We start from the raw sequence: 24,118 nt of genomic DNA, 5'->3' as shown, positions 1-24,118 counted from the left end.
CACCATGAACCACGACGAGAACGCGCGCACGCAGGTCTTTGTGGCGCGCACCATCCTCACCATGAACCCGGCCCAGCCGCAGGCCACCCATGTGGCCGTGCAGGGCGGCCGCATCTTGGCCGTTGGCCAGGAGGCCGACATGGCTGCCTGGCCCGAGGCCGAGCGCATCGACCGCCTGCACGACAAGGTCCTCATGCCCGGCCTGATCGAGGCGCACAGCCACCTGATGGAAGGCGCCATGTGGGAGGCCGTGTACCTGGGCTACTTCGATCGGCGCGATCCCGAGGGCCGCCTGTGGCCCGGCCTGCGCACGCTGGATGCCGTGCTGGCGCGCCTGGCCGAGGCCGAGCGTGCCCTGCCCGATGCGCAGGCCACGCTGCTGGCCTGGGGCTTCGATCCCATCCTCTTCGGCAGCAGCCGGCTGTCGGTGCGCGAGCTGGACCGTGTCTCCGCCACGCGGCCCATCGTCATCCTGCACGCCAGCGTGCACCTGATGAATGTGAACTCGGCCATGCTGGCGCTGGCCGGCATCGACGAGGACACCGACATCGACGGCATCCACAAGGACGCCGAGGGCCAGCCCACGGGCGAGCTGCAGGAATTCGCCGCCATGTATCCGGTGCAGAAGGTGATCGGCAGCGCGCTGTCGCTGGCCGCCGCCGAGCAGCGCGAGGCGATCTGGAAGTTCGGCCGCGTGGCCCAGCTCGCGGGCGTGACCACCGCCACCGACCTGGTCAGCGATCTCTCGCCCCAGGGCCTGTCCGCGCTGCGCGAAGTCACGGGCGACGCGGCCTATCCGCTGCGCATCGTCCCGGCCTTCGCGCCGCAGCGCAACCCGGAAGGCGGTGCTGCGCGCGTGCATGCTGCAGCGGCGTCCTCGGCCAGCGACAAGCTGCAGTTCGGCCCCGTCAAGTTCATCGTGGACGGCTCCATCCAGGGCTTCACGGCGCGCCTGCGCGCTCCCGGCTATGCGGGCGGGCAGCCCAACGGCCTGTGGCTGATTCCCCCGTCGCAGCTGCCCGCGCTGTTCGAGCCCTTCCACCTGGCCGGTCTGCAACAGCACATCCACACCAACGGAGACGAGGCCACCGAGGTGGTGCTGGATGTGATCGAGGACCTGCTGGCCAGGCACCCGCGCGCCGACCATCGCCACACCCTGCAGCACTGCCAGCTGGCCAGCAGCGCCCAGCTGCAGCGCGCCGCGCGCCTGGGAATGTGTGTCAACTTCTTCTCCAACCATCTCTACTACTGGGGGGATGCCCACGCCGAGCAGACCGTGGGCATGCAGTGGGCCTCGCGCATGAATGCAGCGGGCACGGCGCGGCGCCTGGGCATGGATTTCGCCATGCATTCCGATGCGCCCATCACTCCCATCCACCCCCTGTTCACCGCATGGTGCGCCGTGCAGCGCGAAACCGCTTCAGGCCGCGTGCTGGGCGAGGCCGAGCGCCTGTCGGTGGACGACGCCCTGCATGCCATCACCATGGGCGCGGCCCGTACCCTGAAACTGGAGCGGCGCGTGGGCAGCATCGAGCCCGGCAAGCTGGCGGACTTCGCCGTGCTGGAGGACGATCCCCGCGCGGTGGCGCCAGCGGCGCTCAAGGACGTGAAGGTCTGGGGCACCGTGCTGGGCGGCCGCATCTTCCCCGCGCCCGGGTCAGCGCCATGAGCACGCCGGTCGCCGCGGCGCAGCGGGCGCCCGTTCCCATGGTCGTCGTGGGCGGTTATCTGGGCGCGGGCAAGACCACTTTGCTCAACCGGCTGCTGGAGCGTGCCGATGGCCTGCGCGTGGCCGTGCTGGTCAACGACTTCGGCGAGATCAACATCGACGCCGCCCTGATCCGCACGCGCAGCAGCGACGTGCTGCAGCTGGAAAACGGCTGCATCTGCTGCTCCATCGGAGGCCGGCTGGCTGAAGCCCTGGCCGCCGTGGGCGCGCGGCCTGACCGACCGGACCTGCTGGTCATCGAGGCCAGCGGCGTCTCCGACCCCGTGCGCATTGCCCAGGTTGGCATGCTCGACCCCGCACTGCAGCTCAACGCCATCCTGGTGGCGGTGGATGTCCAGGACGTCGATGAGCAACTGTGCGACCCGCTGGTCGGCGACATGGTCCGCCGCCAGATCTCGGGCGCGACGGCGCTGGTGCTGACCAAGGCCGATCTGGCCGGCGCATGTGCCACCGAAAAGGTGGCCGCGCGCGTGGCCGGCATGGCGCCCGGTGCCGTGGTGCTGGCTGCCCGACATGGCGAGATACCGCTGGCCGTGTTCATTGATGCGGCTGCCTCGCCACGCCGCCCGCAAGGCCTGCTGCAAGCGGGCGGCTCCTGGAAAAGCCAGGCCGGGAACATGGCCGGCATGGCCGAAGTGGGCAGCTTTTCCTACGCAACGCGCCGCTGCTTTGACCGGCAGCGGTTGCGGCAGGCGCTGCGTACGCTGCCTGTCCCCCTGTTGCGGGCCAAGGGCATCGTGCGGTTGGGCGGGCAGGACAGCGTCCAGGAAGTCCACGTGGTGGGTGGGCGCTTGCGCATTGCCAGCCTGCATGGGGCCAGGGTCTCGGAGTCCGTGTTTGTCTTCATTGGCTGTTTCACGGCGATGGGGCGGGAGGCGATACTCCGCTGTCTTGAGGGAGCCCTGGCCGCGCCATGAAGACAACTTTGGCGGTGTCGAAATTTTTGGAATTTTGGATTTCGGGCCAAAAAAACGTATTAGAATTTAGGTCTTCTAGGGGAGTCGCCAAGTTGGTAAAGGCACCGGATTTTGATTCCGGCATGCGAGGGTTCGAGTCCTTCCTCCCCTGCCAGATAGACAAAGGCCCTGACAGTTTTGCTGTCAGGGCTTTTTTGTTTTCGGGCTGCAGGCCAGGCTCAGGCCGCGGCCAAGTGTGAGTCGGCACTTGCCATGGCGGCGTTGAGCGTTGCGCGTATGCCCTGCGCATAGGGCGTCTTGGCGATGGGGCCCAGCAGGGCGTGCAGCGCGGAGTCCTCCATGATCAGCGGATCGGTCAGCAGGTAGTGCATCTCGGCCAGCTCGCGCATGAAGGGGTTGAACAGGCCGGCCAGGCGCAGCGCGGTCTTTCCTGCAACGCGCAGCTTCAACGGCCTGCCGGTCAGGCGTTCGATCTCCGAGACGACGTCGCGCTGCGTGATCGCCCCCGCGCCGGCGAGGTGCCAGACCTTGCCGAAAGCCTGCGGCGTGCCGATCAGGCGCGCCACGACGGGGCCCACATCGGGCACATAGACAAACTCATGCGGCCGGTCCAGCGGGCCGACCATGTCGGCCCGGCCGCCACGGGCCGCCGCCTCGAAGGCTCCGTGCAGCAGGCTGTTGTGCACGCCCGGGCCGTAGAAGTCGGGCAGGCGCAGTACGGCGGCCTCGATGCGGCCCTGTGCGTGGGCCTGCAGCAGCAGGTCTTCCTGCGCCTTGCGCATGCGGCCCTTGAAGGTATGCGGGTTGCGTGGATGGTCTTCCTTCACGGCATGGGCCTGCGCCTTTCCATAGGGATAGACGGTGCCGATCAGTACGATGCGGCGCACGCCGGCGGCAATGGCGCCGTCCAGCGTCCTGCGCATGAGCTCGGGATGCAATGCGAACTGCCAGTAGTTCACGCCCACCAGGTAGACCAGCGTGTCCACGCCGTGGGCGGCAGCCTCGACGGAGCCGTTGCTGTCCGGGTTCCAGGGGACGATCTCGGCCAGCGGGTCGGCGCCGAAGGTCTGGCGCAGGCTGGCTGCGTTGCGGCCGACCACGCGGTAGGCGCGGCCCTGCTGTCTGAGCGCGGCGGCCAGACTCTGGCCGATGGCGCCTGCGGCGCCGAAGAGTGCAATGGATGGCATGGGCTGGGTCCTGTGGTGACAGCCTCAGTGTCAGCAACCCGCTGCAAAAAGAAAATTGCCTAGAATTCTCTGGTGTCCATGCATAAATGAATGGATGAGTGATGTCGGAACCCCACTGGGAGTGGTATCGCAGCTTTTTGCAGGTGCTGGAGTCCGGGTCGCTGTCAGCGGCGGGCCGGGCCATGGGTGTGGCGCAGCCGACCGTGGGCCGCCACATCGACGGGCTGGAGTCGGCGCTGGGCCTGCAACTGTTCACCCGCTCATCCGATGGCTTCGCGCCCACGGAGGCGGCCTACGAGCTTCAGCCCTATGCAGCCAGCATGGCCGCGACGGCGGCCGCGCTGCGCCGCGTGGCGGCCAGCCATGGCTCGGGCGTGCGCGGCACGGTGCGGCTGACGGCCAGCGAGGTGGTGGGCGTGGAGGTGCTGCCGCCTGTGCTTGCGCAATTGCGCGCGGCACACCCTGAACTGGGCATCGAGCTGGTGCTGTCCAACGCGGTGGATGACCTGCTGCGCCGCGAGGCCGACGTGGCCGTGCGCATGTTCCGGCCTCAGCAGGAGGCGCTGGTGGCACGCCATATCGGCGCCATCGAGCTGGGGCTGCATGCCCATGAAAGCTATCTGTCCGCACGCGGCGTGCCGGAATCGCTGGAGGACCTGGCCGGGCATTCGCTCATCGGCTTCGACCATGAAAGCGCCCTGATCCGAAAGATGCAGCAGCAGTTTCCCATGCTCACGCGCGAAGGCATGGCGCTGCGCTCTGACAGCGACCTGGCCCAGCTGGGCGCCATCCGCGCGGGCTTTGGCATTGGCGTGTGCCAGTCGGCATTGGCGGCCCGGGAGCCGGACCTGGTGCGGGTGCTGCCCCAGGCGTTTTCATGGAAGCTCGATACCTGGGTGGCCATGCACGAGGACCTGCGCAAGAGCGAGCGCTGCGCCGTGGTCTTCAAGGCCGTGGCCCAGGCGCTGACGGCCTATGCCAGAGGCGGTGCCTGACGCCCGGCACCCAGGGGCACTTGTGCTTCAGCCGGCGTGCAGCAGGCAGGAGCGCGCGAGATGGCGCAGCGTGGACTTTCTGCGCTGGGTGGCGACAAAGGACTGGCAGTTGTGGGCGATGTAGGCGGCCATGACCACGGTCAGGCTGGCGATGGCCCACAGCGGAATGGGCAGCAGGGAATCGAGCAGCACCGCGCACACGGCCAGCATCGACAGGCAGGGCAGCAGCCGCAGCAGGGCGGCTTGCCGGGGTTGCTGATTGCGCAGCAGGGTGAGGACTTGGGTGGCGGTCAGCCTGCGGAATCTGCCGGCTTGCTTGCGAAAAACGTTCACGGCGCGGTAGGGCGTTGATGTGGATCAAAAATTTGTGTGCAAATGTATCATCTTGGTGCATGCCCATCAAGCGATGTGTGGCGCCATGACAAAGGCCCGCGCAGGGCGGGCCTCTTGCGGCAATGCCTGTGCAGGCGTCAGCGCATCTCGATCTCGATGGCGATCAGCACGAAGGCCGCCATCCACAGCGTCTCCACCACCAGCAGCGCAAAGGGTCGCCAGCCTGCCTGGGCCAGTTGCTGGAACGAGGTCTTCAGGCCCAGGGCCGCAATGGCCAGCACCAGGCAGTTGCGCGACAGGTCGCTCAACTGGTGCTGCAGGCCCGGCGGTACCCAGCCCAGCGAGTTGATGGCCACCAGCGCGACGAACACCCACAGGAACCAGGGCACCAGGCCCGGCTTCTTGCCGTGGTGCTGCTCGGCCGCTGCCTCGCGCTGGCGCTTGAACAGGGCCGAGACCATGACCACCACCACGGCCAGCATGGACACGCGGAACAGCTTGACGATGGTGGCGTAGTCGCCCGTGGCCTGGTCGATGGTGTAGCCCGCGCCCACCACCTGGGCCACGTCGTGGATGGTGCCGCCGATGAACAGGCCCGCCAGCTCGGGCGGCAGATGCAGGGCGCGCGCCACCAGCGGGTACAGCACCATGGCGGCCGTGGACAGCACGGTGACCGTGACCACCACGGTCAGCGTGAAGCGGTCGCTGTCCTTGTCGCGCGGCAGCACCGACGAGATGGCCAGCGCCGCCGAGGCGCCGCAGATGGCCACCGCGCCGCCCGACAGCACGCCCTGCGGGCGCGTCAGGCCCAGGCGCCGGCCCAGCAGCGTGCCGCACAGCAGCGTGGTGACCACGGCGGCGATAACGATCAGCGCCGTGGTCCAGCCCAGGCCCGCGATCTGCGTGGCCGTGATGCGCGCACCCAGCAGGCCCACGCCCAGGCGCAGCACGCCGCGCGCGCAGAACTCGATGCCGGGCTTGGCGCGCGCGTCCTGGCTCAGGAAGTGGAAGGCCACGCCGAAGAACAGCGCGAACAGCAGCTGCGGCCCGCCATGCAGCGTGGAGACGAAAGTCGCCGCCAGCGCGATCACGCCCGACAGGCCCGTGCCGGGCAGGAGCCTGAGCCACTGCAGCATGCGCGGCACGGGCGCCTGCGCAGCCACCTGTGCTTGGACCTGGCTCATGACTGCTCCTTGCCGCCCGCCGCGCTGGCCAGCACAGCCAGCGCGCAGGACGCAATGCGGCTGGCCACCGAGTCCGAACGGCTGGTCAGCACGATGGGCACGCGCATGCCCAGCACCAGGCCCGCGCATTCGGCGTCGGCCATGTAGACCAGCTGCTTGTAGATCATGTTGCCGGCCTCCAGGCTGGGCACCAACAGCACGTCGGGCTGGCCGGCCACATCGGAGACGATGCCCTTGTGATGCGCCGATCGCAGTGAGATGGCGTTGTCGTAGGCCAGCGGCCCGTCGAGGATGGCGCCGCTGATCTGCCCCCGGTCGGCCATCTTGCACAGCGCGGCCGCGTCGATGGTGCCGGGAATGGCGGGGTTGACCGTCTCCACCGCCGAGAGCACGGCCACGCGCGGCCGGGCAATGCCGATGGCACGGGCCAGGTCGATGGCGTTCTGCGCGATGTCGCGCTTGTCCATCAGCGTGGGGAAGATGTTGACCACGCAGTCGGTCATCAGCAGCGGGCGCTCGAAGCCCGGCAGGTCCATCACGAACACATGGCTGGCGCGGCGGCTGCCGCGCAGGCCGGCCTCACGCGCCACGGCGGCGCCCAGCAACTCGTCGCTGTGCAGGCTGCCCTTCATCAGCGCGCGGGCCTGGCCGCTGCCGCACAGCGCCGCCGCCTGGGCAGCCGCCGCGCGTGGATCGTCGGCGGTGGAGTGGATGGACGCGCCCGCCAGGTCCAGCCCGGCCGCCTGGGCCGCCGCTCGGATGCGTGCCTCGGGGCCGACCAGCAGCGGCGTGATCAGGCCCGCCTGCGCGGCCTGCATGGCGGCCTGCAGCGAGCCCGCATCACAGGGATAGGCCACGGCCACGGGAATGGGGCCTTGCGCCTTGGCCTGGTCGAGCAAGTGCTGGAGATGGGGACGGGGCGTGGCGGGCGCATCATCGGCGGCCACGGCAAGTGAAAGTGGGGGGACCATGAAAGCTCCTGCGGGAAAGTACAGGGCCCGGCGCGAGCAACGCAGGGAATCTGGGAATCGGCTTTCGAGGGCCTTGCGCTTCACCCAGGCGCATGAAACCGGCGCGGCCCATCCCAGGGACACCGAGGAAGGGCCGCCCCGCACCGAGGGTGTCGTCCCCCTCCCCCGCGCAGCGGGTAGAGAGGGGGAAGGCGCGTCAGCGCCTCAGGGGGTTAGACAAAGTCCTTGTACTTTTCGAGGAAGCGCACGGGCTTGGAGAGCGCATCGCGGCGGAACGGGTCGCCCAGTTCGCGCGTGCACATCACCTCGATCACGCAGGTCTTGCCGTGGTTCATCTGCAGGTCGATGGCCTTTTGCAGCGCCGGGCCCACGTCCTCGATCTGGTCGACCACGATGCTCTCGGCGCCCATGGCGCTGGCAATGGCCGCGAAGCTTTCGCTTTCCAGCTCGCCGGCCACGAAGCGGCGGTTGTAGAAGTCCACCTGGTTCTTCTTCTCCGCGCCCCACTGGCGGTTGTGGAAGACCACGGCCGTGACGGGAATGTCATGGCGCACGGCGGTCATGATCTCCACCATGCTCATGCCCCAGGCGCCGTCGCCGGCGTAGGCAATGGCCGGACGGTCGGGCGCCGCGCACTTGGCACCGATGATGGTGGGCAGGGCATAGCCGCAGTTGCCGAAGCTCATGGGCGCGAAGAAGCTGCGCGGCTCGTCGAAGCGCAGGTAGCTGTTGGCCACGGAGTTGATGTTGCCGATGTCGGTGGAGACCATCACGCGCGGCGGCATGGCCTTCTCCAGCTCGCGCAGCACCTGGCGCGGGTGCAGGTACTTGCCGCCCGTGGGCGTGCGCTCGCCCTTGGCCTCTTCGATCATGTCCAGGCTGTAGGGGTCGCGCTCATGCGTCCACTCGTCCAGCTCCTTCTCCCAGGCGGCCTTCTCGGTGGCGATGGTGTCGGCGCGCGCGGCCTTGGTGGCGTCGCAGGCCAGGGTCTGGCCCTGCAGGCGGCGGCCCAGCTCGCGTGCCACGGCCTTGGCGTCGCCGTGGATGCCCACCGAGATCTTCTTGACCAGGCCCAGGTTGGTGTGGTCGGCCTCGACCTGGATGATCTTGGCGTTCTTGGGCCAGTAGTCCATGCCGTGCTGGGGCAGGGTGCCGAAGGGGCCCATGCGCGAGCCCAGCGCGATCACCACGTCGGCCTGGGCGATGAGCTTCATCGCGGCCTTGGAGCCCTGGTAGCCCAGCGGGCCGGCCCACAGCGGGTGCTTGGCGGGGAAGGCGTCATTGCGCAGATAGCCCGTGACCACGGGTGCGCCCAGGCGCTCGGCCAGCTGCCGGCACTCCTCGACCGCATCGCCCATGACCACGCCGCCGCCGGCCAGGATCACGGGGAACTTGGCCGTGGCCAGCAGTTCCGTGGCGGCCTGCAGGCTGTTTTCGCCGCCCGAGCCGCGTTCCACGCGCATTGGCTTGGGGATTTCGCACTGCACTTCGCCATAGAAGTAGTCGCGCGGAATGTTCAGCTGGGTGGGGCCCATCTCGGAGATGGCGCGGTCAAAGCAGCGGGCCGTGAACTCGGCCATGCGCTTGGGGTTGCAGACATGGCCCTGGTACTTGGTGAACTCCTGGAACATGGGCAGCTGGTTGGCTTCCTGGAAGCCCCCCAGGCCCATGCCCATGGTGCCGGTCTCGGGCGTGATCATGACCACGGGGCTGTGGGCCCAGTAGGCGGCAGCAATGGCGGTCACGCAGTTGCTGATGCCGGGGCCGTTCTGGCCGATCACCACGCCGTGGCGGCCCGAGACGCGCGCATAGCCGTCGGCCATGTGGGCCGCGCCCTGCTCGTGCACCACGGGGATCAGGCGGATGCCGGCGGGCGCGAAGATGTCCATGGCATCCATGAAGGCCGAGCCCATGATGCCGAACATCTCCGTGACGCCGTTGGCCACGCAGGTCTCCACAAAGGCTTCGGAAGGGGTCATCTTCTGGACGCCTTCGACCACCGTACGATTGTTGGCTGCAGTCATGTTGTCTCCTTGAAAGTGGAACTTTAAGTTCCGAAAAAAGAAATTACGGCGCAAGTCTAGGTGTGATTTCGCCTTGATGTCAAACAAATTTCTTTTTTCGGAACAAATTGACTCGAAAAATTGAAAAACATATGATGGCCAACACCATGAACACCCGAGACCCTGTCCCTGCCCGTATTGATGGCGATACCCCCAACCTGCGGCTGTTCGCGCTGCTGGAGGCCATTGCGCAGAAGAACGAGCCCTTCACGCTGCAGACCATGGTCGAGGAGACAGGCCTGCCCAAGCCCACCATGCACCGCATGCTCCAGCAGCTCGAAGGCGCGGGCATCCTGCAGCGCGAGGGCAATGGCCGGCACTACGGCACGGGCCGGCGCCTGATGCGGCTGGCCGAAAGCGTGCTGCTCAACAACACCACGCATGGCGCGCGCCACGCGGTGCTGGCGCAACTGGTGCGCGACATCGGCGAGAGCTGCAACATCACCGCCTTCTCGGGCAGCGAGGTGCTCTACCTGGACCGCGTGGAGACGCCCGCGCCGCTGCGCTTTTATCTGCACCCGGGCTCGCGCGTGCCGGCCCATTGCTCGGCCACGGGCAAGCTGTTCCTGAGCCAGATGGCGCCCGCGCAGCGCAGGCGGCTGCTGTCGGCCGTGCCGCTGGAAGGCTTCACGGCCAATACGTTGACGGCCTTTGACGCGCTGGACGCCGAACTGGACCAGGTGCGCGCCCAGGGCCATGCCTTCGACAACGAGGAATTCCTGCCCGGCCTGCTGTGCCTGGGCGTGCTCGTGCCCTCCATCCAGGGCGGCCCCTCGAATATGGGGCTGGCCGTGCAGGCGCCCATCATGCGTTTCACGCGCGAACGGGCGCTGTCCTTTCTTCCCCAACTGCGCGCGGCGGCCGAGGCGATTGCGCGCATCAACGACGAAGTCCCCCCGGGAGCCCCTGACGATGACTGAGCTGACCCTGATGCATCCCACGCGCACGCTTGGCGTGCGCGAGACCTTCGGCCTGGACACCGACATGCAGGTGCAGGCCTTTGCCGAGCGCAGCGAGCATGTGCCGGCCGTGGACCCGGCCTACCGCTTCAACCCGCAGGCCACGCTGGCCATCCTGGCGGGCTTTGCGCACAACCGGCGCGTGGTCATCCAGGGGCTGCACGGCACGGGCAAGTCCACCCACATCGAGCAGGTGGCGGCGCGGCTGAACTGGCCCTGCGTGCGCGTCAACCTCGACGGCCACATCAGCCGGCTGGACCTGGTGGGCAAGGACGCCATCGTGCTGCAGGAGGGCCGCCAGGTCACGCAGTTCCAGGAAGGCATCCTGCCCTGGGCGCTGCAGCGGCCCGTGGCCCTGGTCTTCGATGAATACGACGCGGGCCGGCCCGACGTGATGTTCGTCATCCAGCGCGTGCTCGAACGCGAGGGCAGCTTCACCCTGCTGGACCAAAAGCGCGTGCTCCAGCCGCATGCGCAGTTCCGCCTCTTCGCCACCATGAACACCCTGGGCCAGGGCAACCTCAGCGGCCTGTACCACGGCACGCAGATGCTCAACCACGCCCAGCTCGACCGCTGGAACCTGGTCACCAGCCTGGACTACCTGGCACCGGCCGAGGAAGCCGCCATCGTGCTGGCGCGCGTGCCGCAGTTTGCCACGCCGCAGGGGCGCGAGCAGGTGGCCGCCATGGTGGCGCTGGCCGCGCTCACGCGCAAGGGCTTTGCCGTGGGCGACCTGTCGCTGCTGATGTCGCCGCGCACCGTCATCACCTGGGCCGAGAACGCGCAGATCTTCCATGACCTGCGGCTGGCCTTCGAGCTGTCCTTCCTCAACAAGTGCGAGCCGGCCGAGCGGGCCATCGTGGCCGAGTACTTCCAGCGCTGCTTCGGCCAGGAACTGGCGCTGCGCGACGAGCCCGCCCATGCCTGCTGAGGCATCCCCCTCGCTGGCGCGCATGGAGGCCTGGGGCGGCGCGCTGCTGCGCGCCATGGCGGGCGATGCCTCGCTGCAATGGAGTGGGCAGACGCTGTACCGGGGCACGGCGCCCGTGGTGCTGGCAGCGGCCCACCAATCCGATGTGCCGGCCCGATTGGCCGACCAGCGCGGCCTGCTCGACGGTGCCAGCCTGCGCCTGCGCCTGAGCGATGCCGCGCTGCACGCGCGCCACCTGCCCGGCGACCCAGTCGAGCGGCTGGTGTTCGAACTGCTGGAGCAGTTGCGCGTGGAAAGCCTGGCGCCCGAGGAATGGCCCGGTGCACGCGCCAACCTGCATGCGCGCTTTGTGCACTGGAGCCAGGCCTTTGCCGATTCGGGCCTGACCGAAAGCAGCCTGGGTATCCTGCTGTTCACCGTGGCGCTGACCGCCTGGAGCCGCCTGAGCGGCCATGAGCCGCCCGATGCCCTGGCCGACCTGGCCGAGGCCACGCGCGCCGGCCTGTCGGCGCAACTGGGCGCGCAGTGGGCCCTGCTGCGCCGCCACCGGCAGGACCAGCAGGCCTTCATTGCGCCGGCCCTGGCCATCAGCCGCTGGGTGGGCCAGGCCGTGCGGTCAGCCCAGGAAGAGGCGCCGCGCGGCGCTGGCGGGCCGCGCCGGCGGGGCAGCTTCGCGCTGCCGCTGCACTTTGAATCGCAAAGCCTGGATGCGCCGCCCGTGGCGCTCAGCGGCGACAGCCGCGCCTGGGCCGGCTCGGCCCACAGCTACCGCGTGTTCACGCGCGCCTATGACCGCGAGGCGCAGGCCACCGAGCTGATCCGCGCCGCGCAACTGGCCGAGTTCCGCGAGCAGATGGATGAGGAACTGGCGCGCAGCGGCTTGCATGCGGGCCTGCTGGCCCGCCACCTGCAGCAGCGCCTGGCCGTGCCGCGCCACGACGGCTGGCAGTTCGGCCTGGAGGATGGGCACCTGGATGCAAGCCGGCTGGCGCAACTGGTCAGCGATCCGCAGCAGCGCGCCATCTTCAGGAACGAGCTGCCGCGCCCCGTCAGCGATGCGGCCGTGGCCCTCCTGCTGGACTGCTCGGGCTCGATGAAGGCGCATGCGCGCCCGCTGTCCCTGCTGGTGGACCTGCTGGGCCGCGCGCTGTCCATGGCCGGCGTGCCGGTGGACGTGCTGGGCTTTTCCACCCAGGCCTGGAACGGCGGCCGCGCCCGCCGCGACTGGCAGCGCGCGGGCCAGCCCTACATCCCGGGCCGGCTCAACGAGCGGCTGCACATCGTCTTCAAGGATGCCGCCAAACCCTGGCGCCACGCCCGCCACGGCATTGCCGCGCTGCGCAGGCCCGACCTGTTTCGCGAGGGCGTGGACGGCGAGGCCGTGGAATGGGCCTGCGAGCGGCTGCTGGCGCGGCCCGCGCAGCGCCGCATCCTGCTCGTCATCTCGGACGGCTGCCCCATGGACACGGCCACGCACCAGGCCAACGACGAGCACTACCTGGACCAGCACCTGCGCCAGGTCATCGCCCGGCACGAGCGCGCGGGCGATGTGCAGATCCGCGCGCTGGGCGTGGGCCTGGACCTGGGCGTGTTCTACCGGCGCAGGCTGGCCGTGGACCTGCGCGAGCAGATCGATGAGGCCTTGCTGATGGACGTGGCGGAGTTGATCTGCCGGCCGTGATGCCGGCCTGCTAGCGGCGTCGCTCAGCGACCATTTCGTCCGGGCAGGACGGCAGATCTAGCGGATCTGCGCGACAAAGTCGCTCACCAACTGCGCAAATTCCACCGGCATTTCCACGGCACTCAAATGCGCGGCGGGCAGCGACACCAGCTGCGCGCCCGGAATCTGCGCCTGCATGTCTTCGGACAGGGAAGGGGGCGTGGCCTCGTCGCGGCTGCCTGCAATGACCAGCGTGGGGCAGGCGATGCGCCGGTTGCTCTCGCGCAGATCGATGCCGCCCACGGCCGCACAGGCCGCCGCATAGGGCGCGGCCGCCGTGGCCTCCAGCCCGGCGCGCAAGGCTGCCACTCGGGCGGCCTGCCCGGCGCGGAATTCGGGCGTGAACCAGCGCTGCATGGCGCCATCGGCAATCGCGGCCACGCCCTGGGCGCGCACCGTGGCAATGCGCGCCTGCCAGCCTGCGCGCGCGGCCTCGTCGTAGTAGCTGGCCGAATTGGCGACGGTGATGCTGCGCACCAGCGCCGGATGACGCGCTGCCAGGGCCTGGGCCGTCATGCCGCCCATGGACAGGCCCACGAAGTGCACCGGCCCCTGGCCCAGCGCCTCGATCACGCCAGCGGCGTCGTCTGCCAGGTCGTTCATGTCGAAGGCCTCGCCGATGGCGGGCGAGCGGCCATGGCCCCGGTGGTCGTAGCGCACCACGGTGAAGCGGTCTTGCAGGGCCTGGGCCACGCCGTCCCACATCTGGAGGTCACAACCGAGCGCGTGGCTCAGAACGAGGGCCGGGCCTTGGCCCTGCTGCACAACATGGAGTTTCGACATGGCGGTCACTGCTTGGGGAAAAGGTGATTATGGGATGGCCGGTGCAGGCTGGCGGATACGGATACCACGCATATCCGGCATCCGGCCAAGGCGCGGCGATGGCGGCGCTCAGGCCACCCTGTCCCAGAACTGCAGCTGTGCCGACCCCGGCGCGATCAGTTCCAGATAGTCCTGGCAGGCCGGATCGAACGGTCCCTGGCCCCACTTGCTGCACAGCTGGTGGGCGCGGCCGGCGCTATCGGCCAGCACCACGTCGGCATACAGGCCGGGGTCGTGGGCGCTGCGCATCACGCCATGGGCCGTGAAGCCGGGCTCATTCCGGTACAGGCCATCGGCCATGCGGTGCGCGGCGGTGGCCAAGGCATGGGAATCGGCGCCGGGGCGCAGCCGGAACAACGAGAACTCCATGCCCTGCGGCAGCCCACGTTCCCCGCCGTGGCTGAACACGCTGGCGCCCAGCAAGGGAGGATGCTCCACGCGCATCAGCCCGAAGTAGGCCGCGCAGGCAGCCGACCGGCCGGCCTGCGCCAGGGCGGCACGGGCAGCCTCCTGTGATTGCCAGGTGACGACATCCGCATAGCGCCCCTGGCCCAGCTGGACCAGATGGCGTGACAGGCATCCGCCCTGCACATCCAGGAACTGGTGCTGCATGGCGCTGGCGGCTTGCAGCAGGGTGTTTTCCGTCACACCGGGCAGCAGGCTGAACGCTGCCCATTCGATGACTTGCATGGCATTTCTCCGTGGATTGAACATGCCGCCCATGGTCCCTGCATCGCTGCCATTCAATGGCTGTCAATTGCGCCATGATGCCGGCCATGAAACCGCGCACGCTGCCCGCCCGTCTGTCCCGGCTTGACGCCCTTTCCCAGCGCCTGTCCGATGGCGCCGTGCACGGCGTGGCGGCGCTGTCCGAGGAACTGGGCGTCAGCCAGCGCACGCTGGCGCGCGACCTGTCGTTGCTCAGGCAGCAGGGCTGGGAGCTGGACAGCTCCTCGGGCAGGGGCGGTGGTGTCCGCGTGGTCCATCGCTGGCCCTCCGGCCGCGTGACCCTGCGGGGTGACGACGCACTGGAGCTGCTGATGTCCCTGGCGCTGTCGGAAGCCCTGGGCCTGTCGCTGGCGGGGCGTCATAGCGAACTGCGCCGCCAGTTCGCGCGCTGCTTTGCGCCGGCCGATCGCGCAGATATCGCGCAACTGCGCCAGCGCATCCGCGTGGCCTCGCCGGTGTCCGTCGAAGTCCAGGCTTCGCTGCGCGAGCGTGCGCAGGGCGTGGAGGCGCGCGCCAGCGTCTACCAGGCATTTGCACAGCAATGGATGCTGGCCTTGACCTACCTGGACGGACGCCAGCGCCGCAGCGAGCGCGTGGTGGAGCCGCAATGTCTGCTGCTGGCCTGGCCGTTCTGGTGCCTGCTGGCCTGGGACTGCGAGCGCGAGGGCGTGCGCACCTTCCGGCTGGACCGCATCGTGCAGGCGCGTCGCGGCGGACAGCGTTTTCAGGTGCGCGACCCGGCCCGGTTTTGGGCCGCCTGCGACGAGGTCGGCGTGGCCCTGTGACGGCCTGCCCCCATAATCCCCAGCCATGCAAGCCCTGCGCAACTCCGTCCCACTGGCCCGCCTGGTCATGGCGTGGTTCGCGCTGACGCTGGGCCTGGCCATTGCATCGCCCCTGGTGCACCCCCAGGCCATGGAGCTGGTCTGCACGGCTGGCGGCAGCGTCAGGCTGGTCGTGGTCAACGGTGAAGAAGGACAGGCGGTGTCTGCCCAGCATTCGCTGGACTGCCCTCTGTGCCTGGCGGTGACGCCGCCGCCGGCGCATATCCCTCCCTCCTGGGCGCAACTGCAGCCGATGGGCCGCGCGCTGCAGCCCATCGTCTCTGCCCGCATTGCCTCCCTGGTCGGCGCGCCGCTGCCGCCGCGCGGGCCTCCCTTGTTGATGTTGATCGCCTGAGCCCTTGGCTGCTTGCAGCGCTGTCCCGCGCTGTCTGGCCGCTGGCCTGTCTCAGAACATTGCCGCACCGGCCGGGCGCAGCCTTGGCGGCGCGGCTTCGCCAAGATTCCACGCAGGGATGCCATGTTCCGTTCCGATTGCCATGCGGCGCCGCAGCGCGCCGCCGATTTTTCTTCGACCCGCCCATCCGTTGCTTCCGTCGCCCTGTCTCGCCGTGCCTGCCTTGGCGGCGGCCTGGCCGCACTGGCGCTGCTGGCCGGCTGCAAGCCCGCCGCCGTACCGTTCAAGGGCATAGACCTGACCGGCGCCCAGTACGGCCGGGACTTCCGCCTGCGCGATGCCGATGGCCGCGAGCGCACGCTGGCCGACTTCAAGGGCCAGGCCCTGATGGTCTTTTTCGGCTTCACCCAATGCCCCGATGTCTGCCCCACGACGCTGACGCGCGCCCTGGAAATACGCCAGCTGCTGGGGCCCGATGGCCAGCGCCTGGCCGTGGCCTTCATCACTATCGACCCCGAGCGCGATACGCCCGAGGTGCTCAAGGCCTATGTGGGCGCCTTCGATCCCGGCTTTGTCGCGCTGCGCGGTGACGAGGCGCAGACGGCCGAGGTCGCCAGGGAATTCAAGGTCTTCTACAAGAAGGTGCCCACGGGTGCGTCCTACACCATGGACCACTCGGCCATCACCTATGTCTTCGATCCCGAGGGCCGGCTGCGCGTGGCGTTCCGCCATGAGCAGGACGCACAGGACTGCGCAGCCGACCTGCGGCAGATCCTGCAGGCTGCATGACGGCTCTGCACTTTCTCAGGTGGCCGGCGCAACAGGCCTTTGCGCAGCGGCCCCCGCCCTGGCCCAGGCAGCGACCATTCTTGCGGAGGTGAAGGTACGCCAGCGGCGCGAGCGCCGTTGCCATCGGTCAAAACCTTGTCTGGATCGTCCCGTCCTTGTGCTAAAAATGTGCGGCTCCATCCACCCGGACGCTCATCCAGCCAGACGGAAAGGGACACCCGGCGCCATGAAGACGCTTCTTTCTGACAAGGTGCTGCGGCGCCTGGTGCTTGGCAACCTGCTGGTCGCCGGCCTGCTGGGCCTGGCCACCTGGCTGAGCCTGCGCGCCAACCACCAGGCCGACCTGGACCTGGGCGTGGCTGTCACCCAGAACCAGGCCCGCAGCCTGAGCCTGGAGCTGACGGCTGAGATGCGGCTGGTGGACAACGCACTGGCCACCGTGGCAGGCCGCTACCGCAGCCGGGGCCTGGACGGCGACGATGTGGCGGCCCTCGCCCTCTATGAAATCCTGCAGGAGCAGCGTGCCCTGCTGCCCTTCGTCACCGCGCTGCGCGTGACCGACGCCAAGGGCCAGGTGCTGCTGACGGCCAACGAGGAAGAGCCCCCGTTTTCCGTGGCCGACCGCAGCTACTTCGAGCGCGCGCGCCACTCCGACCGCATGGTGATCTCCGATCCGCTGGTCAGCCATTCCTTCAACAAATGGGCCATCGTGATGGCACGCCGGCTGCAGTCCGGGGACGGGGATTTCAAGGGCATCGTCTATGCCGTGGTCTCGGCCACGCATTTCCAGTCGCTGTTTCGTCGCCAGGCCTTCGGGCCCGACAGCGCCATTGCGCTGCGCTCGGACAAGGACCTGCTGGTGGCCCGCTACTCGGCGGCCGATCCGTGGTCGGTGGCCGGCATTGGCGGCTCTGCGGTCTCCAGCGAGTACCACCATGCCCTGGCCGGCAACCGGGACAGCGGCTGGTACATCACGCCCACGGTGATGGACGACGTGGAGCGCATCACGGCCTACCAGCGGCTGGCCGGCTATCCCCTGACCGTCTTCACGGGCCTGGGCACACAAAGCTACCTGGCCGCATGGCGTGCATCGGCCTGGCGCGCCTGGGCACTCACGGGCCTCAGCATGGCACTGATCGCGCTGGGTTCGGTCAGCCTCTACCTGCTGCAGCAGCGCGAGCGCGTGGCGCGCATCCGGCTTGCCGAGCTGCTGCGCCAGCAGGAACTGTTCATGGACAACGACCTCATCGGCATCGCCCGCCTGCGCGAGCGCCGGCTGCTGTGGACCAACCAGGCCCTGCAGCGCATGCTCAAGCGCCCGGCCGGCGAGCTGCAGGGCACCTCGGCGCGCATCCTCTACCCGGATGAGGAAACCTATGAACGCTCCGGCGAGCTGGCCTATGGTGCACTGCGCTCCAGCGGCAAATGCCATGCCCAGATGCAGCTGAAGACCAGCGATGGCAGCCTGCTCTGGGTCGATGTCAGCGGCGCAGGCCTGGCCGACGGCGAATCGATCTGGGTCTTCGTGGACATAGACGCGCTCAAGCGTGACGAGCAAGCCGCACAGCACCAGGCGCTGCACGACGTGCTGACCGGCCTGGCCAACCGCCGCGCACTGCAGGCCCGGCTGCAGCGCGAACTGGCCCAGGCCTGCGGACCGGGGCAACTGGCCGTCTGCTTCATGGACCTGGACGGCTTCAAGCAGATCAACGATACCGAAGGCCACGATGCCGGCGACGAAGTGCTGCGCATCGTCGCCCGCCGCCTCACCACCCAGGCCCGCGAAACCGACTGCGTGGCCCGCATGGGTGGAGACGAATTCGTGCTGCTGCTGGGCGAACTGGCCTCGGCCAACGACGCCCTTCAGGCCATGCAGCGCTGCCTGGCCTCCATCTGCCAGCCCATCCGCCTGGAAAACGGTGCCACCGTCCAGGTCGGCGCCAGCATCGGCATCGCCCTCAATTCCGCCCGGGAAAACACCACCCAGCTGCTGCAGCGCGCCGACGAGGCCATGTATGCGGCCAAGCGCGCGGGCAAGGGGAGGGTGGTGGTGGCGGGCGGGTAGGGACTTGGGGGCTATGCCGCCGTTGTGATTGCGGCAGTTGTCTGGGCGGAGGAGGCCGTGGGCTCAACAAGGCAAGGCCTTGAATGCCGAACCAAAAGTCACCGCCGGGGCGGTCACCAAAGGCCGGGCGGCAGACCCGGCCTTTTCTTTTCTTGCTTTCGCTTTTCAGCGCTCGGCCTCTTCAATCCATATCCGGATCCTCGTCGCAGCCCGAGCCATTGACGGAGCACATGGAACCTATCTTGATTTTCCGCATGGGCTGCTTGGCCAGCCTTTCACAGCGCGACATTTGCTCGGCATACATATCGTCCATGTGCGTGCCGTCAATCATGATCACCCCATTGCGAATGATGGGCTTTGCCTGACCATCGGCAAGGGCGAAGGCCATTTTCCTGAGAAGAAAACCGGCATGGTGGCAAGGGCCGAGGGCCATGGCAATCCTGGCCATTTCAGGATCAGGAACGCGATTTTTGGCCAGCGTCAGGCTGTCCATCTTTTCCATGAAAGCCCCATCGTTCTGCGCGATCTGCCCCACCAGCTTGGTCATGCCCGCCTGATTGCGCTTTTTCACAAGATCCGCGATCTGGTCCTCCAGGCGTCTTGCCGCAGCGGCATCACCGAATGCAGCCAGAGAGGCAGATAGTGCATCGTTCTCGGCCGCCGATGCTCCGTTCGGCACACACAGTACAGCGCTCGCAGCCAGCAAGGCGGCCATGATCCGGCGAGTCCGGATTGGGCCTTGCGGTCGCAGGCGTCCTCCCAATGCAATGGTGTTCATGTTCTTTGAAGATGGATTGAAATGAAAAATCTCCATTGCACAGGTGCAGTGGAGAAGAATGGCTTGGGCGGGAATGGCCAAGCCGCCGAACTCTATCTCAATATGCGAATGGATAGCCAGGCATCAGCCAGTCAATTGCTTTGTCGCACCACCAGCTCATGACCCAGATCCAGGCTTGGCGATTCCCCGGCCTCTGCGCGCATCCATTGCAGCAGCATGCGCGCACCTTCGGTGCCCACGCGGCCAAGCGTGCGGGCAAGGGGCGGATTGTGGTGGCGGGTGGGGAGGGCTATGGAGGCCGTGGTGCCGGGGCAAGTGGGGCCGTGGGCTCAACAAGGCAAGACCTCGAATGCCGAGCCAAAAGACGACGCAAGGCCGTTGATGGCCCGTGTGCACACGCGTGCCCGGTTGAATGCGATGTCGCACAGCAGCGCGATGGCAAAGGCCAGATAGGCCATGTAGGCCAGGCCGATGTAGCTGCCAAACACAATGGTGTGCAGCCAGTCCTGTGCGAACAGATACAGCATGGCAGTCACCGCTGAGACGGTCACCAGCACGATGGCGGGCAGTGCCAGCTGCAGCCCCGCCCGCCTGCGTCGCGCCGTCACGCCCACCAGGGCCAGAAACACCAGCGCATTGGACGCAGTGAAGACCCTGAACTCCCGCACCAGGCTGGCCGTGGTCTGGTGGTAGGCCGACTCGATGAATTCCACCAGCCGGGCGCGCATCTGGATCAGCGATGCCAGCTGGGTGGCTTGGCGCTGCTGCATGTAGACGGCATTGCGCTTGCGGCATTCGCAGTCGGCGCGGCGCATGTCGGTCATGACCGAAGCCAGCTTGTCGGGAATGCCTGCCTCGATCTCGCGCCGCACTGCGGCGATCTCGCTATCTGTCCTGCCAAGCGCTTTCTGGGCCAGGTCCGCCATGCGCGAGCCTGTCAGCGTGTCCAGCTGGGTGCCCAGCCTGTGCTCGATCTCGATGCGGATGATCTCCTTGCCCAGGTTCTCGACCAGCAATGGCGAGGAAAACGAGAGCACGAAGGCCGATCCGAACAGAACCGTGCCCACGATGCCGAAAACCAGGATGAGAGCCCGCATATCGTCGCAGTGCAGTGGCTTGTCAGCGCTTTTGCGGCGCCATGCCCAGCGTGGCCAGCAGCCCCCTGCAGCCGTCCTCCACCAGGTCCAGCACGTCCTCGAAACCCCGGTCGCCGCCGTAATAGGGGTCGGGCACTTCGCGTGCGGAGTGCTCGGTGCAGAAGTCCGTCAGCCGCTGTACGCGGTGCCATTCGGACTCGGGGCAGATCCTGCGCGCGGCGGATTCGTTGGCGCCATCCATCACCAGCACCTGGTCGAATGCCGTGAAGTCCTCGGCCCGCAGCTGCCGCGCGCGCTGCTGCGAAAGGTCATAGCCGCGCCGCGCGGCATGGGCCTGGGAGCGGCGGTCGGGTGCCTCGCCCACGTGGTAGCCGTGCGTGCCTGCGGAGTCCACTTCGATGCGGCCCGCCAGGCCCGCGTCGGCCACCATTTTCTCGAGCACGCCGTGGGCCGTGGGGCTGCGGCAGATGTTGCCGGTGCAGACCATGAGGATTCTTTTCCTCTTGGTGGCTGGCCTGCGGTCAGCTGACTGTTCCCGAATCTGTTCCATAAATCTCCCTGTGGGTAACGGGCTTCACGACATCTGGATGGCCTGCGATGCCCAGGCGCTCGCCGGCATTTTCCACGCCCCGCACCTGATCTGCCGGGCCGCTTATGCTGCGCCCATGGTGGAACTGCTTTGTTTCTGGATGGCCCGGGTGGGTGCGGCCCTGCTGGAGTTGCGGTTGCTGCGCAGCAGCGACGGCGGCTTCAGGGTGATGCTCATCACGGCGGCCATCGTGGTCATCGTGTGCCTGGCGTTGCTGTCCTTGTACGCCTGAGCCCGCAGGTCGGGCACGGGCAGGCGCCCTGTCGGGCGGATTTCATGGTGCCGCGCCGCCGGCATGGGACGTGGCTGAACTCAATGCAGCGCCATCTTGCATGCCAGTGCGGATTCTTCGATCACGGCGGAATCGATGCATCAATCATGTGCGGCCCGGTGATCTTCTGCGACGGGATCCAGACCAGATAGGACCTCCACATGCCCCGATCATTGCAGTACACAAGGTACTCGCCTGGATCCAGGCGGCTCTCCCGGTATTGGAATTGCACGCAGCCGAGAGCTTGGTTCTTGCCCAGCGCGATGGTGATGTCTCGGCTGAAATCAGTTCTCCACGGACCGGGATAGCGCTCGGTGAGCGGCACACTTTTCGGCGCGGGTACAAGGAAGGCAACGGCCAAAAACGCTGCGGCGATCACTGCCGCTGCTCTCAGTTTGTTGTTCATCTCTGTCTTGATCGGGCCTCTGCAGTCAAACAATGCGCAAGGACATGCCCGCCTTTTTGGGCAGCAGGGAGGGTTCGAACCCATAGCGGCGATAGAACTCCGGCGTGCCGTGGTCGGCCATGAGGCTGACATAGGCCGTGGGCAGGGCATTGCCGTGGATGTACTGCATCAGGCGCTGCATGATGAGGTGTCCCAGGCCCTTTTTCTGGTGCTCGGGGATGACGGCGATGTCCACGATTTCGAAGAAGCACCCACCGTCTCCGATCACGCGGCCTATGCCAACCGGCGTTGCATCGGCATAGACGATCACGCTGAACAGGCCGTTTTTCAGGCCGATGGCGGCCGCCTCGGGCGACTTGCGGCTCAGGCCGGCAGCCAGCCGGATCTGGATGTAGTCCTGGACGGTGGGGACGTGGTCTTCAATGCGGTAGTTCATGGATGGTAAGGACGCCAGGGGCATATCGGAGGATCGGCAAAGCGCCATCATAGGCAGGCGTCTGTCCGATGCCCACGGCAGAGCCTTCGGCCAGGCTGGCCGTGGTCTGGTGGTAGGCCGACTCGATGAGTTCCACCAGCCGGGCGCGCATCTGGATCGGCGATGCCAGCTGGGTGGCCTGGCGTTGCTGCGCGTAGACGGCCTTGCGCTTGCGGCATTCGCAGTCGGCGCGGCGCATGTCGGTCATGACCGAAGCCAGCTTGTCGGGAATGCCGGCCTCGATCTCGCGCCGCACTGCGGCGATCTCTCTATCTGTCCTGCCCAGCGCCTTCTGGGCCAGGTCCGCCATGCGCGAGCCTGTCAGCGTATCCAGCTGGATGCCCAGCCTGCGCTCGATCTCGATGCAGATGATCTCCTTGCCCAGGCTCTCGGCCAGCAATGGCGAGGAAAACGACAGGGCGAAGGCTGCGCCGAACACAAGCGTGCCCAGGATGCCGAAGCAAAGAATGAGGGTTCGTGTGCCTGGCGTTGCTGCCCTTTTACGCCTGAGCCTGCCGGTCGGGCGTTGTCGGGCGGATTTCATGGTGCCGCGCCGTGGGCAGGTGCCGAATCCAATGCAGCGCCATCTTGCACGCCAGTGCGGATTCTTCGGTCACGGCGCAACAAAGGCATCAAGCATGTGCCCCGACTTTCCAGGCACGTAAAAGTGTATTGAACGCTCAAGGTATCAACGGGCGCCAGTCATTAATTGACTGATTTTTTATTGAGCAAATCAATTGTTATCTCTGGAATTTTCAGAATATATTTTGGCGTCTGTGCTTGAGTTAATAGATTTGGGTAATTGTTTTATTCAGGCTGTTTTATTGTTTTTATTAGATATCTGAAGGAAAAGTTGATGAAAATAAAAGCTCTTGCCGCCAGTGTGTGCCTTTCCTTCTCGGGCCTTGGCCTCGCATTGGCGGATACCCAGTACACCTATGCCGGCGTCAACTACAACGATGCCCATGCGCCTTACACCACCGCCATGGGCATCAGCGGCTCAATGGTCCTGCCTGCGTCCCTGCCGGCCAGCCAGACGGACATCGTCATCGGCCCGGGAACGTCCTACCCGATCAGCAGTTGGTCGTTCAGCGACGGCGTGAATACCTATACGCAGGCCAATGCACAGATCCTGGCTGGTATTTCGATCGGTGATCCGCCGCGCTTCAAGGTTTCTACCGATGGCAGCGGCAATATCACTGCCTGGAACCTGGCGATGGTTTCACCCGCTGCGCCCCATGTCCCAGGCCAGCCGGTGGACGCTTTCAATATCGCCTCAGGCTCGGGGGACATCGCTGGTGACCATTCGGACACCACATGCGTCTTGTTGAATGGCAATGTGTGCAGCCAGGTGCTTGATGGTGGTACAGGATTCACTTTTTCGCCTGCCCAAGGCAGCTGGAGCATGCAACCCTACATTCCCCCGCAGCCCGGCCCGGTGGCGGTGCCGCTGCTGGGGTGGCCTGCGCTGCTGGCGCTGATGGGCGGCGTGGCAGGTCTTGCAGCGTGGCAACGGCGCAGGGATGGTGTGGGAAGCTAGGCACGCAGGACCTTCCTGGGCGGCTGTGCTCCGCACGAATCTCAATGCAGCGCCACCATCAACTGCCCGTTCTCGCTGCGCACCGCATGCGCGCGTACGGAGTGTTCGGGCGCTTCCAGGCATTCGCCGGTGGCCAGGTCGAAGTGGTGCTTGTAGATGGGCGAGGCGACGACGACGCGCTCGCCCAGGCTGCCGACCAGGCCGCGCGCGAGCACGCTGGCGCCGCAGCGCGGGTCCACGTTGTCTATGGCGTAGAAGCGGTCGTCGCCGATGCGAAAGACCGCCACATGGCGGCCCTGGACGAGGGCGCAGACGCCCGTGTCGGGGACGATGTCCTGGGTGGCGCAAACGGGCAGCCAGTGTTCTTGGGAGGCATGTGCCATGGCGGG

26 protein-coding genes and 1 tRNA gene are annotated in these 24,118 nt (G+C 67.3%); 13 read left to right on the top strand and 14 right to left on the bottom strand.

Annotated features, from left to right (window positions below; all coding sequences use genetic code 11):
- Positions 1-4: 4 nt before the first annotated feature.
- The 3 genes from U6958_RS27395 (at position 5) to U6958_RS27385 (ending at position 2,800) form a co-directional block, all read left to right on the top strand.
- Complete coding sequence (locus tag U6958_RS27395) at positions 5-1,669, top strand: amidohydrolase (RefSeq protein ID WP_074923661.1); 1,665 nt, start codon at positions 5-7, stop codon at positions 1,667-1,669.
- Positions 1,666-2,646: a GTP-binding protein gene (locus U6958_RS27390; protein ID WP_016454300.1), complete on the top strand. Its 981-nt coding sequence runs from the start codon at positions 1,666-1,668 to the stop codon at positions 2,644-2,646. The genes U6958_RS27395 and U6958_RS27390 overlap by 4 nt, the downstream gene beginning before the upstream one ends.
- Positions 2,647-2,723: 77 nt before the next feature.
- Positions 2,724-2,800 (top strand) — tRNA-Gln (locus tag U6958_RS27385).
- Positions 2,801-2,864: 64 nt separating this feature from the next.
- Here the strand turns inward: U6958_RS27385 and U6958_RS27380 are convergent.
- A complete protein-coding gene (locus U6958_RS27380; RefSeq protein ID WP_074923662.1) occupies positions 2,865-3,833 on the bottom strand; it encodes an NAD-dependent epimerase/dehydratase family protein in 969 nt (322 codons plus the stop codon).
- Positions 3,834-3,934: 101 nt separating this feature from the next.
- Between U6958_RS27380 and U6958_RS27375 the strand changes: the two genes are divergently transcribed.
- Positions 3,935-4,828 (top strand): LysR family transcriptional regulator, encoded by an 894-nt coding sequence (locus tag U6958_RS27375; protein ID WP_074923663.1) that lies wholly within the window; start codon positions 3,935-3,937, stop codon positions 4,826-4,828.
- Positions 4,829-4,855: 27 nt separating this feature from the next.
- Here the strand turns inward: U6958_RS27375 and U6958_RS27370 are convergent, their stop codons facing one another.
- The 4 genes from U6958_RS27370 to xsc form a co-directional block, all read right to left on the bottom strand.
- Positions 4,856-5,161, bottom strand: coding sequence for a hypothetical protein (locus U6958_RS27370; protein ID WP_016450080.1), 306 nt, complete (start codon positions 5,159-5,161; stop codon positions 4,856-4,858).
- Between the two features lie 137 nt (positions 5,162-5,298).
- A complete protein-coding gene (locus U6958_RS27365) occupies positions 5,299-6,345 on the bottom strand; it encodes a YeiH family protein (protein ID WP_016450079.1) in 1,047 nt (348 codons plus the stop codon).
- Complete coding sequence (locus U6958_RS27360) at positions 6,342-7,316, bottom strand: bifunctional enoyl-CoA hydratase/phosphate acetyltransferase (protein ID WP_016450078.1); 975 nt, start codon at positions 7,314-7,316, stop codon at positions 6,342-6,344. Before U6958_RS27360 ends, U6958_RS27365 begins: the two co-directional genes overlap by 4 nt.
- Positions 7,317-7,528: 212 nt before the next feature.
- The gene (xsc, locus tag U6958_RS27355) at positions 7,529-9,340 is read right to left on the bottom strand and encodes a sulfoacetaldehyde acetyltransferase (protein ID WP_016454303.1); all 1,812 of its coding nucleotides are present in this window, start codon (positions 9,338-9,340) and stop codon (positions 7,529-7,531) included.
- A 131-nt stretch (positions 9,341-9,471) separates the two neighbouring features.
- On the opposite strand from xsc, the gene U6958_RS27350 reads away from it, so the two are divergent.
- The 3 genes from U6958_RS27350 to U6958_RS27340 are packed head-to-tail and all read left to right on the top strand — an operon-like array spanning position 9,472 to position 12,950.
- The gene (locus tag U6958_RS27350) at positions 9,472-10,299 is read left to right on the top strand and encodes an IclR family transcriptional regulator (protein ID WP_016454304.1); all 828 of its coding nucleotides are present in this window, start codon (positions 9,472-9,474) and stop codon (positions 10,297-10,299) included.
- The gene (locus tag U6958_RS27345; RefSeq protein ID WP_074923664.1) at positions 10,292-11,269 is read left to right on the top strand and encodes an AAA family ATPase; all 978 of its coding nucleotides are present in this window, start codon (positions 10,292-10,294) and stop codon (positions 11,267-11,269) included. Before U6958_RS27350 ends, U6958_RS27345 begins: the two co-directional genes overlap by 8 nt.
- Positions 11,259-12,950: a cobaltochelatase CobT-related protein gene (locus tag U6958_RS27340; protein ID WP_074923665.1), complete on the top strand. Its 1,692-nt coding sequence runs from the start codon at positions 11,259-11,261 to the stop codon at positions 12,948-12,950. Before U6958_RS27345 ends, U6958_RS27340 begins: the two co-directional genes overlap by 11 nt.
- A 57-nt stretch (positions 12,951-13,007) precedes the next feature.
- Here the strand turns inward: U6958_RS27340 and pcaD are convergent, their stop codons facing one another.
- Together pcaD and U6958_RS27330 are read right to left on the bottom strand one after the other, a co-directional pair.
- Positions 13,008-13,772, bottom strand: coding sequence for a 3-oxoadipate enol-lactonase (pcaD, locus tag U6958_RS27335; RefSeq protein WP_074923666.1), 765 nt, complete (start codon positions 13,770-13,772; stop codon positions 13,008-13,010).
- Positions 13,773-13,880: 108 nt separating this feature from the next.
- Positions 13,881-14,501 carry a hypothetical protein gene (locus tag U6958_RS27330; RefSeq protein ID WP_046240915.1) on the bottom strand — a complete coding sequence of 207 codons (621 nt, stop codon included), beginning with the start codon at positions 14,499-14,501 and terminating at the stop codon, positions 13,881-13,883.
- An 86-nt stretch (positions 14,502-14,587) separates the two neighbouring features.
- On the opposite strand from U6958_RS27330, the gene U6958_RS27325 reads away from it, so the two are divergent.
- The 4 genes from U6958_RS27325 to U6958_RS27310 all read left to right on the top strand — a co-directional run bounded on the left by U6958_RS27325 (position 14,588) and on the right by U6958_RS27310 (position 18,573).
- Positions 14,588-15,325 (top strand): YafY family protein, encoded by a 738-nt coding sequence (locus U6958_RS27325; RefSeq protein ID WP_244160561.1) that lies wholly within the window; start codon positions 14,588-14,590, stop codon positions 15,323-15,325.
- A 25-nt stretch (positions 15,326-15,350) separates the two neighbouring features.
- Positions 15,351-15,719, top strand: a complete 369-nt coding sequence (locus U6958_RS27320) for a DUF2946 family protein (RefSeq protein ID WP_046240907.1) — start codon at positions 15,351-15,353, stop codon at positions 15,717-15,719.
- 123 nt (positions 15,720-15,842) lie between these two features.
- A complete protein-coding gene (locus tag U6958_RS27315; RefSeq protein ID WP_074923668.1) occupies positions 15,843-16,508 on the top strand; it encodes an SCO family protein in 666 nt (221 codons plus the stop codon).
- Between the two features lie 226 nt (positions 16,509-16,734).
- Complete coding sequence (locus U6958_RS27310; protein ID WP_074923669.1) at positions 16,735-18,573, top strand: diguanylate cyclase domain-containing protein; 1,839 nt, start codon at positions 16,735-16,737, stop codon at positions 18,571-18,573.
- Between the two features lie 181 nt (positions 18,574-18,754).
- Here U6958_RS27310 and U6958_RS27305 read toward each other — a convergent pair whose 3' ends face one another.
- From U6958_RS27305 to U6958_RS27295, 3 genes are all read right to left on the bottom strand, one after another.
- The gene (locus tag U6958_RS27305) at positions 18,755-19,432 is read right to left on the bottom strand and encodes a hypothetical protein (protein ID WP_244160562.1); all 678 of its coding nucleotides are present in this window, start codon (positions 19,430-19,432) and stop codon (positions 18,755-18,757) included.
- A gap of 248 nt (positions 19,433-19,680) precedes the next feature.
- Positions 19,681-20,448 (bottom strand): hypothetical protein, encoded by a 768-nt coding sequence (locus tag U6958_RS27300; RefSeq protein ID WP_074923671.1) that lies wholly within the window; start codon positions 20,446-20,448, stop codon positions 19,681-19,683.
- 22 nt (positions 20,449-20,470) lie between these two features.
- Positions 20,471-20,935, bottom strand: coding sequence for a low molecular weight protein-tyrosine-phosphatase (locus U6958_RS27295; protein ID WP_046240902.1), 465 nt, complete (start codon positions 20,933-20,935; stop codon positions 20,471-20,473).
- 73 nt (positions 20,936-21,008) lie between these two features.
- On the opposite strand from U6958_RS27295, the gene U6958_RS27290 reads away from it, so the two are divergent.
- Positions 21,009-21,269: a hypothetical protein gene (locus tag U6958_RS27290; RefSeq protein ID WP_350337295.1), complete on the top strand. Its 261-nt coding sequence runs from the start codon at positions 21,009-21,011 to the stop codon at positions 21,267-21,269.
- 121 nt (positions 21,270-21,390) lie between these two features.
- On the opposite strand, the gene U6958_RS27285 is transcribed toward U6958_RS27290, so the two are convergent.
- From U6958_RS27285 to U6958_RS27275, 3 genes are read right to left on the bottom strand one after another with little or no spacing between them, the layout of a single operon-like run.
- Positions 21,391-21,714, bottom strand: coding sequence for a hypothetical protein (locus U6958_RS27285; protein WP_046240901.1), 324 nt, complete (start codon positions 21,712-21,714; stop codon positions 21,391-21,393).
- A gap of 25 nt (positions 21,715-21,739) precedes the next feature.
- Positions 21,740-22,150: a GNAT family N-acetyltransferase gene (locus U6958_RS27280; RefSeq protein ID WP_046240900.1), complete on the bottom strand. Its 411-nt coding sequence runs from the start codon at positions 22,148-22,150 to the stop codon at positions 21,740-21,742.
- Positions 22,134-22,733 carry a hypothetical protein gene (locus tag U6958_RS27275; protein ID WP_350337294.1) on the bottom strand — a complete coding sequence of 200 codons (600 nt, stop codon included), beginning with the start codon at positions 22,731-22,733 and terminating at the stop codon, positions 22,134-22,136. Before U6958_RS27275 ends, U6958_RS27280 begins: the two co-directional genes overlap by 17 nt.
- Before the next feature lie 312 nt (positions 22,734-23,045).
- Between U6958_RS27275 and U6958_RS27270 the strand changes: the two genes are divergently transcribed.
- Complete coding sequence (locus U6958_RS27270) at positions 23,046-23,729, top strand: hypothetical protein (protein WP_074923673.1); 684 nt, start codon at positions 23,046-23,048, stop codon at positions 23,727-23,729.
- Between the two features lie 41 nt (positions 23,730-23,770).
- Here U6958_RS27270 and nirD read toward each other — a convergent pair whose 3' ends face one another.
- Positions 23,771-24,112, bottom strand: coding sequence for a nitrite reductase small subunit NirD (nirD, locus tag U6958_RS27265; RefSeq protein ID WP_047468008.1), 342 nt, complete (start codon positions 24,110-24,112; stop codon positions 23,771-23,773).
- Positions 24,113-24,118: the final 6 nt, after the last annotated feature.

The organism is Delftia lacustris, assembly GCF_040267515.1.
Taxonomy (GTDB): Bacteria; Pseudomonadota; Gammaproteobacteria; order Burkholderiales; family Burkholderiaceae_C; genus Comamonas; species Comamonas tsuruhatensis.
This window is presented reverse-complemented; position numbering and strand designations above follow the sequence as displayed.